Below are 14620 nucleotides of genomic sequence, written 5' to 3' on the forward strand. Positions count from 1 at the left end.
TTCACATACGCGCGAAGCCGTAGCGCGGTCCCGGACCCGTCTCCTGTCCGGCACGGCCGCGTCACACAGTCGCGGTAGTCTTGCGCCGCCTTCATCCGGCGGCGTGCCGTCATGTTTCATTGTTCCGTATCCTGCAAAAGGCTTGCTCATGGCTGACGATCGTAACGACGAAATCCGCCCCTCCCGTGTCGTGGATGAAAGCCCGGACGCGTCGGAGAGCGGCGACGCGCACGGCATCAGCATGCCCGAGATCTGCCGGGAGGTGGGCGACGAGGCCGAGTTCGTCCATCCGGCGGACATGGCCGATCATCTGGAAAATCTGAGCCTGGAAAAGCAGGTCTGCGCCCTGCGCCACATGACCACGGAGGATGCCGCCGAGGCCCTGGCCGAGCTGGACGGCAACGTGGCCGTGGACGTGCTGGAAAATCTGGACGCCGACGTGGCCGCCCAGATCATCGCCGAAATGGCGCCGGACGACGCCGCCGACGTGCTGGACGAACTGGATGAGGAGCACCGCGACGTCCTGCTGGAAAAGCTGACCAAGGAAGATTCCGAGGAATTGCGCAATCTGCTCAATTTCGACCCGGATTCCGCGGCCGGCGCCATGAACACCGAGTTGATCCTGCTGGAGAAGGCTCTTACGGTGGATGAGGCGATTGCCCACATCCGGCGCGAGATGGAGGACGACAAGGAGAGCCCCTATTACGGCTATGTGGTGGACGAAAAGGACGTGCTGGTGGGCGTGCTTTCCCTGCGCGACCTGATGCTGGCCCGCCCCGGCACCATCGTGGGCGACGCCGCGGCCGGGCAGAGCGTTATCAGCGTGACCTACGACACGGACAAACGCGAAGTCGCCAGCCTGCTTTCACACTACAATTTTCTGGCCATGCCCGTGGTGGATTACGAGGGACATATCATGGGCGTGGTCACCTATGACGACATCATGGACATCATGCACGAGGAGGCCAGCGCCGACATGCTCGGCATGGTGGGCGCGGACCCCGAGGAAAGCGTGGACACGCCCTGGACGGAAAGCGTCCGCAAGCGCCTGCCCTGGCTGATGGTCAATCTGTTCAATTCCGCGCTTTCGGCCTCGGTGGTCTACATGTTCGAGGGCACCATCGCCCAGATGGCCGTGCTGGCCGTGCTCATGCCCATGGTCGCCAACCAGGCGGGCAATACCGGCCAGCAGGCTCTGGCCGTGATGATCCGCCAGTTGGCGACAGACCGTTTTGACCAGAAAAAAGCCTGGATGGCCGTGCTGCGCGAGGGCAAGATCGGCATCGTCACTGGCTTGTTCATGGCTGTCACCGCCTTTCTGGGGGCCTGGTGGTTCACGGGCAACCACCTGGTGGGCGCGGTCATGGGCGGCGCGCTGCTCTGCGACATGATTCTGGGCGCGGTGGCCGGGGGGTCCATTCCGCTGATTTTCCGCGCCGTGGGCCGTGATCCGGCCCAGGCTTCCAGCATCTTCCTGACGACCATTACCGACGGCGCGGGCTTCTTTATTTTTCTTGGCCTGGCGACGCTGTTCATTTTCTGAAATTCCGCGCCGTCGGTGGCGCTGACGCAGTCAGCAGCCCGGAAAATGCGCACAGGCGGAGCTTTGCTTCGCCGACAAGCAAGTATTTTCCGTGTGTTCAACGCCCAAGTGGCGTTGCATCCGGCTTGTCGGCGCGGGCTTCTTTATTTTTCTTGGCCTGGCGACGCTGTTCATTTTCTGAAATTCCGCGCCGTCGGTGGCGCTGACGCAGTCAGCAGCCCGGAAAATGCGCACAGGCGGAGCTTTGCTTCGCCGACAAGCAAGTATTTTCCGTGTGTTCAACGCCCAAGTGGCGTTGCATCCGGCTTATCGGCGCGGGCTTCTTTATTTTTCTTGGCCTGGCGACGCTGTTCATTTTCTGAAATTCCGCGCCGCCGGCAACTCTTGACCGTTCAGGGCGAATTTTTTGCTTCTGAATGGCGTCAGGCTCTGGTCCCGCGCGGTTGCCCTGGGGCCTCCCTGCTCCACGGCAGACAAGACAGCCCAAATAGGCTATGATGATCTTGTTCCGGGTGGAAAAAGGGGAGGCAAGCAAGCGATATGGGCGAGAGCTCCGGACGTGAGATCTGCCGCATTCTGCTGGTGGACGATCACAAGCTGCTCATGGAAGGCGTGCGCAGCCTGCTCGCCCCGCACGCCCATCTGCGTGTGGCGGGCATGGCCCTGAGCGGCGGCGAGGCTGTGGCTCTGGCCGCCTCCCTTGCGCCGCAGATCGTGATCATGGACCTGGGCATGCCGGGTATGAACGGCGTGGACGCCAGCCGCGCCGTGCTCCAGGTGCAGCCGCAGGCGCGGATTCTGATCTATACCGGCCATGAGGACCAGCGCTTCCTGCCCGAGCTTATCGACCTCGGCATTATGGGCCATGTGCGCAAGTCCGAACCGCCGGGCGTGCTGCTCAAAGCCATTGAAAGCCTGCGCCGGGGCGAAACCTTTCTGACCTGCCCGGACCCCGGCGGCTGTCTGGCGGAATTGCTGCGCCGCCGCCGTGATGCCGCGGAACACGGCGGCAGCGGAGATCTCAGTGCGCTTTCCCCGCGCGAGAAAGAGATTTTCCGTCTTCTGGCCGACGGCAAAAGCGTCAAAAGCATTGCCCAGGATCTCTGCATCAGTCCCAAAACCGTGGAAACCCATAAGTACAACCTGCTCACCAAACTGCAGGCCGGTTCCGTGGGCGACCTCGTCAAAATCGCCATCCGGCACGGTCTGGTACGGATTTGAACCCGCGCGGACTGTGTTGGGGTGGGGAAAGCCCTGAGGCGGATGCGCAGAAATCAGGATTCTCCCGATGGTCCGCTTACGTCGGGCACGGTAGAGTCGCGCCATTCCGAACATCCACGTGTGCCTCGGCGCATGCCGCAAGGGGGAAACAATGGCGCGTATTTTCCGCAGAAATCCGGATAAGGACAAAACTCTTTTCTGGCCGTGGCTCTTGCCGCTGCTCGTCTGTCTGACTCTGATCGGGCCGTGCGCGGCTCTGGCCGTGGACGCGGCTTCCGCACCGGGAACACAGGCCGTCGCGGCGGATACGGGCGCGACCCTGCACGCGGCCCCCACTCCTGCCACGCCGCCCGCCTCCCAGGCGCCGGCGGTGGCCGCCGCGCCGCTGGACAACCATCCCTGGTGGTTCTGGCCCCTGGCCCTGCTGGGCTTCTGTTTCATTCTGGGGATCATCGCGGTCATGGCGGGCGTGGGCGGCGGCGTGCTGTTCGTGCCGCTGGTCAGTGGCTTTTTCCCTTTCCATCTGGACTTTGTGCGCGGCGCAGGCCTGCTGGTGGCCCTGGCCGGAGCCCTGGCCGCCGGGCCGGGCCTGCTGCGGCGTAACTTCGCCAATCTGCGCCTGGCCCTGCCCGTGGCGCTGATCGCTTCGGCCTGCGCCATTGTGGGCGCCATGCTGGGGCTGGCCCTGCCCACCAACATAGTGCAGACCTGCCTCGGCGCGGTTATTCTGGGCATCGCCGTGCTGCTGCTGGTGTCCAAAAACTCCGTGCGCCCGGTGGTCACCAAACAGGACGCCGTGGGGCTGGCACTGGGCATGAACGGCGTCTTTCTGGAGCCCAGTACCGGCGAAGTGGTGGAATGGAAGACTCACCGCACCTTCCTGGGCCTGCTTTTCTTCATCGCCATCGGCATCATGGCCGGCATGTTCGGCCTGGGCGCCGGCTGGGCCAACGTGCCCGTGCTCAACCTGCTCATGGGCGTGCCGCTCAAGGTCAGCGTGGGAACCTCCAAGTTCCTGCTTTCCATCACGGACACCTCGGCGGCCTGGGTTTATCTGAACCAGGGTTGCGTCATTCCGCTCATGGCCATCCCTTCCATCGTGGGCCTGATGCTCGGCTCGGTGGTGGGCGTGCGCCTGCTGGCCAAGGCCAAGCCCAAGTTCATCCGCTATATGGTGATCATCGTGCTTTTCTTCTCCGGAGCCAAGGCGCTCATGAAGGGCCTCGGCTGGTAGCCGGGCAGGACGCACAGGAGACGACTTATGAATACCGTGGATCTGAAAAAAGAAATCAAGGCCTCGCCCGCGCAATTGCGCTATGCCGACACCCTGTTTTACGGCGCGCTCATCGGTTTTGTGCTTATGCTCATTACCTACGCCCTCTATGTGCTGGGCGTGCTTGAACCCCAGGTGCCCCTGACCGAACTGCCCCGCCTCTGGACCGGCAGCGCGGCCGACTACCGCGCCGCCGGGCACATCCCGCAGGGTTGGGGCTGGCTTGCCTTGGTGGGCAAGGGCGATATATGCAATTTCCTGGGCATCGTGTTTCTGGCGGCCCTGACCATCATCTGCTTTTTGCAGCTGGCCTGGAGCCTGATCCGGCGCAAGCAATGGCTGATGACGACCATCGCCCTGCTGGAAGTGCTGGTGTTGAGTCTGGCGGCTTCGGGGATTCTCGTCGCCGGCGGCCATTAAAAAGCGTCTTTTGTCCCCTGGCGGCGTCAAACGGCGTTTTTTACTTGGCCATGGACGAAAAGAGTCCACTCCCGTCGTAAAAAACTTGTTTTCCTTGCCAGGGGACAAAATCCGTCTTTTTAATGTGGGTTCATGCGGAAGCGTATGAGCCGGAAAATGCTGGAGGGGCCTATGTTTGCCGCGATCAAAAAATACTTCGGCCAGTTGCTGGAAGTGCCCGAGGCCGTGTCCCCGGCGCGCTACCGCTCGCTCCGGCGGCTGATGACCGTGTTGATGGTGGCGGTTTCCGTGGCTCCTCTGCTGATCATGTCCGGGTTCAGCCACGTCCAGTACATGAAGACCCTGGAGCGGGAAATGGAAAGCCCGCTCTACGCCCTGGCGCGCAAGTCCCAGGCCTCTCTGGAGCTCTTTCTGGGCGAACGGGCCTCAACCGTGAGCCTGATCGCCCATGCCTACAGCTTCAAGGATCTGGCCGACGAAAAGACGCTGAACCGCATTTTCTGGGCCCTCAAGAGCGAATTCAAGGGCTTTGTGGACATGGGCCTGGTGGATGTGGAAGGCCGTCAGGTGGACTATGTGGGGCCCTACAAGCTCAAGGGCGCGGATTACGCGGGGCAGCCCTGGCTGCGCGAGGCCGAGATCAAGGGCCGTTACATCAGCAACGCTTTCCTTGGCCTGCGTGGTTTTCCGCACATGGTCATCGCCGTGCACCGCCTGGAGGAAAACGGCGGTTCCTGGACCCTGCGCGTGACCATCGACACCTCCCGCCTGGAGCAGCTGGTGTCCGCCGTGGGGCCGGAACAGGACACGGACGTCTTTCTCTGCGACAGCGCGGGCGTCCTGCAGACCAGTTCCCGCCTGTACGGCAAGGCTCTGGACAAACTGCCCTTTCAACTGCCCCCGGCCAGCCACGAGACCCTGGTGCGGCGCATGACCGACGACAAGGGGCACACCCTGCTGGTGGCCTCCACCATGCTGGCGGGCACGGATCTGATGCTGCTGGCCGTGAAGCCCAGTCTGGAGGCTTTCCGGCCCTGGACCACATTGCGCACCGAGCTTCTGCTGGTGCTCTGCGGCGGCATCGCGATCATTGTATTGGTTTCGCATCTGCTGATGAAGCACCTGGTGGGCCGTCTCCAGGCCAGCGACGAGCGGCGGGTGGCTGTTTTCGCCCAGATGGAGCATAATCAGAAACTTTCCTCCATCGGCAGGCTGGCCGCCGGGGTTGCCCACGAGGTCAACAATCCCCTGGCCGTGATTTACGAAAAAGCCGGTCTGGCTCTGGATTTCCTGCGCATGAGCAAGGATTGCGCGAGCTATGAAAAGCACCGGGAGCGGATCCTCGCGCTTCTGGAGAGCATTGAAGGCACGGTGGAGCGGGCGCGCGGCATCACTCACCGTTTGCTGGGTTTCTCGCGCCGCATGGAGGCCAACCGCCAGTCCCTGCGCCTGGCGGAAGTCATCACCGAAAGTTCTGAATTTCTGGAACGTGAGGCCAAGAACCGGGGCGTGCAGCTCTGCCTGGACCTGCCCGGCGACCTGCCGGAAATCGTGTCGGACCGTGGCCAGTTACAGCAGATTTTCCTGAACATCCTGGGCAACGCCCTGGATGCCGTCAGCGACGTGGAGCAGGGCGGCCGCATCGAAGTGAGTTGTTCCTGTCCGGACAAGGCCAGCGTGGCCGTGAGCGTCAAGGATAACGGCAAGGGCATGCCGCCGGACGTGCTCAAGCATATTTTCGAGCCCTTCTATTCCACCAAGAAGGACAAGGGCACGGGCCTCGGCATGTTCATCACGTACGGCATCGTGCGCCGTCTGGGCGGAGACATTGTTGTGGAAAGCGAAGAGGGGCGAGGCAGCCTGGTGCGCATAACCCTGCCGCTGACGCCGCCTGAAGGCGCTGTGGAGGTCTGAAATGGCGTTGCGTATTCTTTTGGCTGACGACGAAAAGGAATTTGTGGAAACCCTGGCCGAACGCCTTACGCTGCGGGGCCATGCGACGCGCGTGGTCTACGACGGGCCGTCGGCTCTGGCGGCGGTGGAGGATGAAGTGCCGGACGTGGCCGTGCTGGACTTGCTCATGCCCGGCCTGCCCGGCGACGAAACCCTGCGCCGGATCAAGGCCGCGCATCCGGAGCTGCCGGTCATTCTGCTCACCGGGCACGACGCCGTGGACGACACGGGCGTGGCCCCGGCGGCCCAGGCCTTTGCCTGCCTGACCAAGCCCCTGAGCTTCGCCGTTTTTCAGGAAACGCTGGAGGCCGCGGCCCAGAGCGCGCGTTCCGGCGGTGTACCGTCGTCGCAGGGAGGCCGATCATGAACGACAGCCAGTGCATGGCCCGTCTGCTGGCCTCGGGCGTCCATGATATGCGCAACGTCCTGGCCGTGATCCGCGAGTCCGCGGGGCTGGCGCAGGATATGGCCGCCCTGGCCGGAGCGGCCCTGCCCAGGGGTGAGCGCCTCCTGGCGGCCTTGACTGAAGTGCAGAGCCAGATTCTGCAGGGCGCGGCTCTGGCCGAGGGCATGGAATTCATGGCCCAGGCCGGGGGCGCGGAAAATGAAAACGCGGGTCCCTGCGACTTGGCCCGGGTCTGCCGGATTTTCTGCCGCATGGCCGCGCGTCAGGCCAGAGCCGCCCAGATGCGTCTGGTCAGCGGCGAGAACGAGGAGCCGGTCTGGGCTCCGGTGCCCCCGCTGGAGGTCTTGCGCTCCCTGCTGGAGATTTTTGACCTCTGCGCCTCTGTGGGCGGACAGGTGACGCTCAAATTTACCGCCGGCAGGCAGCAAAAGGCCGAGGGTGTCATCATTGAAGTCGTGGAAGGGGCCAATGCCGATCTGGCCTTGTCGGCCCTGACCGGCAGCCCTCTGCTCAATGGCCTCAGGCCCGGCTGGCAGGCCGTGCTGATGCCTTGGCGCGACGCCGGGGGACGCTTTTTCCTTTCCCTCGCGGCGCGTGATTCCGAAAGCAATTAGTGTCTAATTTGAAAAATTAGACACACAAAACCCGTTAGGGTTTTGCGGCGGCGTAGCCGCCGTGAGTCAGCGAAAACCACGCTTTTTCGCTGACGATCCTGCGAAAATTGAGAGCATAACTATGCTCGAAACTTTTGCAATCAGGCACCAGTGCCGCGTCAAGCGACACTGGGCGCAACCCCGTAAGGGAATGTGCGCCGCAGCCGATCCTCACGCCCGTTACGACAGTTCGGGTGTGATATGACACTAGAGCATTTCAACGTTGAAATGCTCTAACGCCGAACACGGTGAGGCGCGCCGCGAAGACCGACCCGACGGGCGGCCCGCAGGGCCGTGCCTGTAGCCCAAAGGGCGTACAGGCATTGGGAGCAACGCGGCGTGGATTCCGGAAAAGCGATCGAAGGCAGCCCGAAGGGCTGTCCCCGTTGGCGACAACGGAGCCATACGGGGATCGACAGCAGCGATAACAGCGCTTTTTGCCGGAATGCCCCCTTTGAAACGCAAAGCGTTTCAAAGGTAATCTGTTCTAGAGAAGGCTAACTTTAAGATTGTACAATCTTAAAGTTTTGAGGACGCCCGTTTCAGCATTTAACAGCGCAAGTAAATTGCGCTTATGCCTCGCGGCGGGCGGCTGCTTCCGCAGCGGCCAGAGCAATTTCAAAGTGAAATTGCTCTAACGGATACCGGCCAGGCCGGACCAAGGAGTGGTTCATGACCAAGGAAGACATCAAAATTTTGCTGGTGGACGATGAGAAGCAGTTTGTGGACACCCTGGCCGAGCGCCTGGCCATGCGCGGCTTTGAGGCCCGCGTGGCTTATGACGGCCCGGAGGCGCTCAAGGCTGTGGAACTGCCCACGGACGTCATCGTGCTTGACCTGCGCATGCCCGGCATGGACGGCTTTGAGGTGCTGCGCAACGTCAAAAAGAGCAATCCCCAGGTGCAGGTGATCATTCTCACCGGCCACGGCGGCGACGCCGAAGAGCAGACCGCCTACCGCATGGGCGCGTACAATTTTCTCAGAAAACCCATGGATATCGAGGAGTTACTCAGCAGCATCCGCATGGCCTACCGCGACAAGCTGGAAAACGCCATGGTGGCGGTTTCCATGGCCGAGGGCGGCGATTTTGAGGCGGCCCGCGATGTGCTCAATGAAAAGGATCTTTTGGCCGAGCACAAGTAGTCCGGAGCGCCTCGCCCTTTTAGAGCAATTCTCGTTTGAACTGTGCAACATTTCAAACGCAACATGCTGTAGAGCGTTTTGATATTGAAAATATCTCTACGCGCTGTGCGGATTTTCCGAGAAATCCGCACAGCGAAACGCCGGCCGTGACGCGGTTTGCCGCGCTTACGAAAAGTGACGGCAGCGCTGGTATCGCAATGCGGGCTTGTTTTGCCGTCAAGCGATAACTTCAGGCGCAACATGCTCTAAGAACGGGCGAATCCGCCCTGCTACGGGTTCAGGCGTATTCTGCTCTGAGGTATGGCCCATGCGCGTACTGCTGGTGGATGATGAAGCGGCTTTTGTCCGGCCCCTGGCCGAACGCCTGGATCTGCGCGGCATAGAGGCCGGGGTGGCTCTCGATGCGGAGGCCGCCCTGGTTATGGTGGCGGAGGGCGAGTGGGATCTTGTCTTTCTGGATGTGGGCCTGCCGGGCATGGACGGCGTGGCTTTGCTCAAGCTCCTGCGTGAGCGCCATCCCGACTTGGACGTGGTCATGCTTTCCGGCGCGGCGGATATGGGCAAGGCCGTGCAGGCCATGCGGCGCGGCGCGCGGAACTGGCTGTCCAAGCCGGTGTCCGTGGACGGCATTCTGGCGGAATGCGCCAAGGCGCGGGAGCGTGCCACGGCCCGCCGTCAGGCGGCCCGCCTGGCCGAGGCGGCCCGCCTGCGCAGCCTCGGGCGGGTGGCCGAAGGCGTGGCCCACGAGGTTAACAATCCGCTGAATATCATGGTTCAGGCCGCCGGGCTGATCAAGGACAGCCTGGGCGAACCGGAGGCCGCCGCCCTGCCGGATCTGGAGGACATGCGCACGGCCGTGGAGACCATCCGCGTGCAGAGCCTGCGGGTGCGCGAGATCACCCGCAAGCTGCTCATGGTGGGGCACGGCATGGACGCGCGCATTCAGCCGCTGGATGTGCCCGCCGTGCTCGACAGGGTGCTGGAGCTGACCCGTTCGCGCCTGGACGGTGCGGGTGTGCGCTGTGAACTGGATTTTCCGCCCCAAACGCGCACGGAACGTCCTTTGGGCTCGGCGCTGGAACTGCAGCAGATCTGCCTGCACCTGGTGGAGAACGCTCTGGACGCCATGCCCGAGGGCGGCCTGTTGCGTATTTCGGCCCGCGTGCTCCGCGAGGATCAGGGCAAAAGCGCGGAACAGGGCGGGAGTGCGGCGCGGACCGGGGAAGAACGGGGCTGGTATGAATTGCGGGTGGCCGACAGCGGGCCCGGCATTGCTGCGGACGTGTTGCCGCACATTTTCGAGCCCTTTTTCAGCACCCGCGAGAGCCGTTTCGGACAATATGCCGGTCTGGGCCTCACCGTGGCGCGATCCCTGGCGCACGGGCACGGCTGCGAGCTGATTGCCGCCAACGGCAAAGACGGCGGCGCGGTCTTCAGCCTTCGCTTGCCGCTGGGTCTGGAAACCGAGATTCCTGTCGCCGTGGCTTGAGCCCTGCGCGCGGCGCAAACCCCGCGTACGCGGGGTTTGTCATCAGGCTGGAACGGCGTTCCGGAATTCTGTTCCCGGAACGCCGTTCTTGTTGTGTTGCAGGTCGCGCGGGCCCGAACCGCGTTTAGAGCATTTTCTAGTGTTAAATACTCCAGGAGCTGTGCTGGAAAGGCAAAACTCCCCAATTCAGAAACAGCCCCTAGCGGGGCAGCGGCACGTCGGTCAGAAAACCGGCGGCCATGGTTCTGGCGATCAGCGCGCCCGAGCCGTCAAAAACCTGCACGTCATAGCTCTGCACATGCTGGCCGTCGCGCACCACGCGGGCTTCCGCCGTGAGCGGGCCGGTTTTGCCGGGCCGCAGAAATTCAATGGTGGTGCTCAGGCTGACCACGCCGGTTTCCCGACCGGCATTGGCCGCCGCGCCGAAAGCCACATCGGCCAGGGAAAAGATGGCCCCGCCGTGAGCCACGCCCATGCCGTTCTTGTGATTCTCGGTCAGGGGCATGCTCACCTTGGCGTAATCCCGGCTGGCGCTTTCAATGGTCATTTGCAGATGACGCATCAGTTTATCGTGCTTGGCCACATAGTTTTCCATAGTTTTTCTCCAATGAGTTCCAAAAAAGCGGGCCGAAAGCTCTTGCTTCCGGCCCGCGCCTTATGCATTCGGGGTGTGGGCGGAATGGCGCTTGGGCGCTCAGTCCACCTGCTGGATGCCGTCCAGCTTCCAGGAGCCGCCCGCGATCGGGCGCACAAAGTGCCAGACCTCGCGCACAGAGGACGGGGCCTGCTGATCCGGGCTTTCGCGCATCAACACGTCAAAGAAGACTTGGGCGCGCTGTTCGTCGCCGTCGTTTTCCACGCCCAGCAACTGCGCGTTGACCAAAAGTACTTCCGTGGTGCTGGGGGTGGGCTCGGCCTCCAGCTGCTCGCGCACGGCGTCCAGCACGGCAGGCGTGGCGAATTGGGCGATGTCGTCCAAATCGCGTTTGTCCCACGAGTTTTGCAGACGGCTGTAGGCCATTTTGGCTCCGCGCAGGAATTCGTCAACGTCAAACCCCTGGGGTACATCCACGCTAGGCGCGGCGTCAAAGGCCTGCGCCTGGCCCGCTCCGCCCTGAGGCGCGTTGCGCAGGACGTCCCAACCGGCCGCCGCGTTGTCGCGGCGCATGCCCTGGGATGATGCGCTGTCCTCACGCAAATCGCCGTGCAAGCCGCCCATGGTCGAAGCGCCCTGCGCGCCGGCCCCTGCGGGCGCGGGCGCCTGACGGTTGCGGAAGCGGGCAAAGAGCTTGAGTCCGAGGAAGACCAGCAGGCCGATAATGATGATGTCCATGAAGCCGCCGCCTCCGAAACCGTTGCCCGAGAGCAGGGAGCCGATCAGCGTGCCTGCCAGCAGGCCGCCGAACAGGCCGCCCATGCCGCCGAACAGGCCGGGACGTTGCGCGGCGGTCTGACCGGCCTGGGCCTGGTTCATGGGCTGGCGTTGCGCGTTGGGCGTCTGCTGGCGCATGGTCGGCGCGGGCGCCGGGCTGCTCATGAAGGGCTTGCCGCCGAAGGATCGACCGCCGCCCATGCGCGCGGCGTCGACCGGTTCAGGCAGGGTGAGAACAAAAGCGGAAAGAAGCAGAAATATTCCGGTCAGAATGGCACTTGCTTTCATGCAAAACTCCCATGGCGGGGGTGGTTAAAGACTGGCGCGGCTTCACATCTCTACGCGCATCATGTATACTATATGGATTTGTGGGGAAAAGGCAAGGCCGCCACACCGGGGAGACAGGGCAGACGCATCTAATTTCAGCTTTTGCTGACCTCTTGTTTGACGAGATTATCCGTCAAAACCAGCCTTTTTGGCGCTGGCGGCGTCATCTGGCGCTTTTTGCTGCTCATGTACTTGAGTACATTCCGCGCAAAAAGCACCATTTTCCTTGCCAGCGCCGAAAAATCTTAGTTTTTAGGATTCTCCCGGCACCAGCCATCCGCCTACGCTTCGCTCCGGCGGAGCAAAGGTGGCTTTACCCAACTCCGTAGCGTGTATTAACTGTTTTAAATAATTAAATTAGAAATACACTGGCCGCGTTTTTTTAGATGCGTCTGCCCTGACCGGGGAGAATTTTCCTCTTTGCAGCGCCTCCCGGCCGCGCTACAACGGAATCAGACCGGTATGGACGCCGTTACGGCATCCACCCGGCTCAATGACGATAGCAAGGAGTATTCCCCATGTCCCATATGACAGATATGCTTATGAAGGCTTGGCACTTCCGCCACGCCTGCAAGGAATTCGACCCGAAAAAGAAAATCAGCGACGCGGACTTTCATACTATTCTGGAAGGCGGCCGCCTGTCGCCCAGCTCTTTCGGTTTTGAGCCCTGGCAGTTTCTGGTGGTCCAGAATCACGGCCTGCGCGAGAAAATCCGCGCCGTGAGCTGGGGCGCGCAGCGCCAGCTGCCCACGGCCAGCCACTTTGTGGTCATCATGGCCCGCAAGCCCGCCGAACTGGATCCCGATTCCCCGTATATTCAGGACACCATCATGCGCGATACCCAGCATCTCTCCGAGGATATTTCCGGCCCGCGCACGGAAAAATATCGGGAATTTCTGGACAAGGACTTTGCCCTGACGGGCAATGAACGGGCCGGTTTCGAATGGGCCGCCCGCCAGTGCTATATCGCCCTCGGCAACATGATGACCGCCGCCGCGCTGCTGGGCGTGGATTCGTGCCCCATTGAGGGCTTCCACAAGGCGGACCTGGAAGATGTGCTGGCGCGTGAGGACCTGCTGGACACGGCCCGCTGGGGTGTGGCCTGCATGGTGGCCTTCGGCTACCGCGTCCGGGAGCCCCGGGCCAAAACCCGTCAGCCGGAAGAGGCCGTGGTGCGTTGGGTGCAATAATGCCGCTTGCGGCTGTTGTAATGAGCTGAAACAAGGAGAGCCGGACTTCTGTCCGGCTCTCGGTTTTTTCGGGCGTGGCCGGATAAATATATGCTAATGCTTGCGGGGCTCGGCGGACGCGCCGTCCACATAAAGCCAGAGCAGCGCGCCCAGCTCCAGTGGCTTGGACTGTCCGTCCGGCCCTTTGAGCGGGTCACCGGCGGCAACGGCCGCGCAGCACCACCAACCGGGCTGATTGAGAACAAAGGCGAACTGCCCGTTCTTGTCGGTACGGGCCGCCAGTTCTTCCTGCCAGGGCGTAGGCGCGCTTTGCTTGTCCGTATTGATGCGGGACATACGCACCGGCGCGTTGTCCAGGGGCTTGCCGTTGAACAGCACGCGGCCGGAAAAGAGAGCCGGGGCCGTCAGGCCGAAGGGACGGGTCAGGGGCTGGATTTCAAAGTGCTGGCCCACGGGCAGTTCCCAGCCGCGTTCCACGCCGTACACGGGCAGGGTGGTCTTGACGTAATGCTGCACAAAGCGGTCGCGGGCGGCATCCCACCAGGGGCGGGCCTCAATGACGAACTGATAGAGACCCGGGCGGCTCAGAGCCACATTGGCGCCCCAGGCCTTCTGGTCCAGATAGCGGATTTCCTCCACATCGCCCAGCAGGTCGTGCCGTTCGGGCTGGAGGACGCCGTCCTTGGCGGGCGTGTTGTCGTCGTAGCGCAGCACCGCGAAGAGCTGCGGCATGTCCATGGGCAGGCCCTCGTGCCGGAAGGGGCGCATCATGCTGATGAGCACGTCCACTTCCTCGGAGATGGGCGGCGCCTGGGGAGGTTCGGGCTTGGCTGCTTCGCCGGAAACAGCGGCGTCCTGCCCATTGGTTTCCGTCGTAGCGGCGGCAGCGGGCGCCGCCGGAGAGCGCCCGTCGGCCTGTTGGCTCGCCGTGGTCTCATTGTTTTGCGGCTTTGGAGCCGGAGCGGTCTCTGCTGCGGGACTGGGCGGAGTCTGGGCGATTTTCTGCTCCGTAGTATTTTTTTTCTGTTCTTCCTTGCCCTTGGCCAGGGAAGTCTCTTTTTCGGTCTTGTCCATTTTGTCCGCCCTGGCCGTTTTATCCGATTTATCCGGGGTGTCCGGCTTGGCCGGAGCTTCAATGCTGGGCTGGCTCGGCACCAGCAACGTCACCTGGGCGGCTGCGGGATGGGCGATTGTGAGACAGCACAGCGGCACAAGCAGCCACAGGCAGGCCGGAAGCGGCCAAAAAAATACGCGGGGCGTGAAGAAAAAGGCGCGTGACATGGGATCTCCCGGCGGCATCAGAAGGGCATTGTAGGGCCGCGTTTGCATCTTCACGCGGCAAGGGTGAAAGCGTTGAGCTTGTCAACGCGACCAGAACTCAGAAATGGGCTGCGGCGTCCCGAGAAAGGTGTTCCGCGGAACTGCCCGTTGCCGTGTGAAACACGGCTTTCAGGCACTGAAAGCAACTATTGCCGCGCCCGGTTTAGCTTAGCAAAAGGGTGGGGCGTTGTCATGCGCGCTGTGGGGTCGCAAGCCGCATTTTAGAACGTTTTAATATTGAAAATCCGCACCGCGAAATTATCGCAAGCCGGATTTACTGCGCCGTTAAGCGATAATTTCAAGCGCAAAC

The 14620-nt window shown here is 62.4% G+C and carries 13 protein-coding genes; 10 read left to right on the forward strand and 3 right to left on the reverse strand.

Going from position 1 to position 14620, the window contains the following annotated elements:
* Positions 1–148: 148 nt before the first annotated feature.
* The 9 genes from mgtE to HMPREF0326_RS11810 all read left to right on the forward strand — a co-directional run bounded on the left by mgtE (position 149) and on the right by HMPREF0326_RS11810 (position 10101).
* On the forward strand, positions 149–1543 hold the full coding sequence (gene mgtE / locus HMPREF0326_RS11770; RefSeq protein ID WP_009302243.1) for a magnesium transporter: 1395 nt from the start codon (positions 149–151) through the stop codon (positions 1541–1543).
* Between the two features lie 540 nt (positions 1544–2083).
* Positions 2084–2764: a response regulator gene (locus HMPREF0326_RS11775; protein ID WP_008685070.1), complete on the forward strand. Its 681-nt coding sequence runs from the start codon at positions 2084–2086 to the stop codon at positions 2762–2764.
* 151 nt (positions 2765–2915) lie between these two features.
* Positions 2916–3998 carry a sulfite exporter TauE/SafE family protein gene (locus HMPREF0326_RS11780; RefSeq protein WP_020990564.1) on the forward strand — a complete coding sequence of 361 codons (1083 nt, stop codon included), beginning with the start codon at positions 2916–2918 and terminating at the stop codon, positions 3996–3998.
* Positions 3999–4025: 27 nt separating this feature from the next.
* Positions 4026–4457, forward strand: coding sequence for a hypothetical protein (locus HMPREF0326_RS11785; RefSeq protein ID WP_008685068.1), 432 nt, complete (start codon positions 4026–4028; stop codon positions 4455–4457).
* Positions 4458–4628: 171 nt separating this feature from the next.
* Positions 4629–6371: a sensor histidine kinase gene (locus HMPREF0326_RS11790; RefSeq protein ID WP_009302246.1), complete on the forward strand. Its 1743-nt coding sequence runs from the start codon at positions 4629–4631 to the stop codon at positions 6369–6371.
* Between the two features lies 1 nt (position 6372).
* Positions 6373–6777 (forward strand): response regulator, encoded by a 405-nt coding sequence (locus HMPREF0326_RS11795; RefSeq protein ID WP_008685066.1) that lies wholly within the window; start codon positions 6373–6375, stop codon positions 6775–6777.
* The gene (locus HMPREF0326_RS11800) at positions 6774–7430 is read left to right on the forward strand and encodes a hypothetical protein (RefSeq protein WP_008685064.1); all 657 of its coding nucleotides are present in this window, start codon (positions 6774–6776) and stop codon (positions 7428–7430) included. Before HMPREF0326_RS11795 ends, HMPREF0326_RS11800 begins: the two co-directional genes overlap by 4 nt.
* 711 nt (positions 7431–8141) lie before the next feature.
* The gene (locus HMPREF0326_RS11805) at positions 8142–8612 is read left to right on the forward strand and encodes a response regulator (protein ID WP_008685063.1); all 471 of its coding nucleotides are present in this window, start codon (positions 8142–8144) and stop codon (positions 8610–8612) included.
* A 307-nt stretch (positions 8613–8919) separates the two neighbouring features.
* The gene (locus tag HMPREF0326_RS11810) at positions 8920–10101 is read left to right on the forward strand and encodes a hybrid sensor histidine kinase/response regulator (RefSeq protein WP_009302248.1); all 1182 of its coding nucleotides are present in this window, start codon (positions 8920–8922) and stop codon (positions 10099–10101) included.
* A 199-nt stretch (positions 10102–10300) separates the two neighbouring features.
* Here HMPREF0326_RS11810 and HMPREF0326_RS11815 read toward each other — a convergent pair whose 3' ends face one another.
* The gene (locus tag HMPREF0326_RS11815; RefSeq protein WP_008685060.1) at positions 10301–10696 is read right to left on the reverse strand and encodes a PaaI family thioesterase; all 396 of its coding nucleotides are present in this window, start codon (positions 10694–10696) and stop codon (positions 10301–10303) included.
* A 99-nt stretch (positions 10697–10795) separates the two neighbouring features.
* Complete coding sequence (locus tag HMPREF0326_RS11820; protein WP_009302250.1) at positions 10796–11761, reverse strand: Tim44 domain-containing protein; 966 nt, start codon at positions 11759–11761, stop codon at positions 10796–10798.
* Positions 11762–12318: 557 nt separating this feature from the next.
* Between HMPREF0326_RS11820 and HMPREF0326_RS11825 the strand changes: the two genes are divergently transcribed.
* Positions 12319–12990 carry an NAD(P)H-dependent oxidoreductase gene (locus tag HMPREF0326_RS11825; protein WP_008685058.1) on the forward strand — a complete coding sequence of 224 codons (672 nt, stop codon included), beginning with the start codon at positions 12319–12321 and terminating at the stop codon, positions 12988–12990.
* A gap of 93 nt (positions 12991–13083) precedes the next feature.
* Here the strand turns inward: HMPREF0326_RS11825 and HMPREF0326_RS11830 are convergent, their stop codons facing one another.
* Positions 13084–14271 (reverse strand): DUF4198 domain-containing protein, encoded by a 1188-nt coding sequence (locus tag HMPREF0326_RS11830; RefSeq protein WP_020990565.1) that lies wholly within the window; start codon positions 14269–14271, stop codon positions 13084–13086.
* Between the last annotated feature and the right edge of the window lie 349 nt (positions 14272–14620).

The organism is Desulfovibrio sp. 3_1_syn3 (assembly GCF_000145315.2).
Classification (GTDB): domain Bacteria; phylum Desulfobacterota; class Desulfovibrionia; order Desulfovibrionales; family Desulfovibrionaceae; genus Desulfovibrio; species Desulfovibrio fairfieldensis.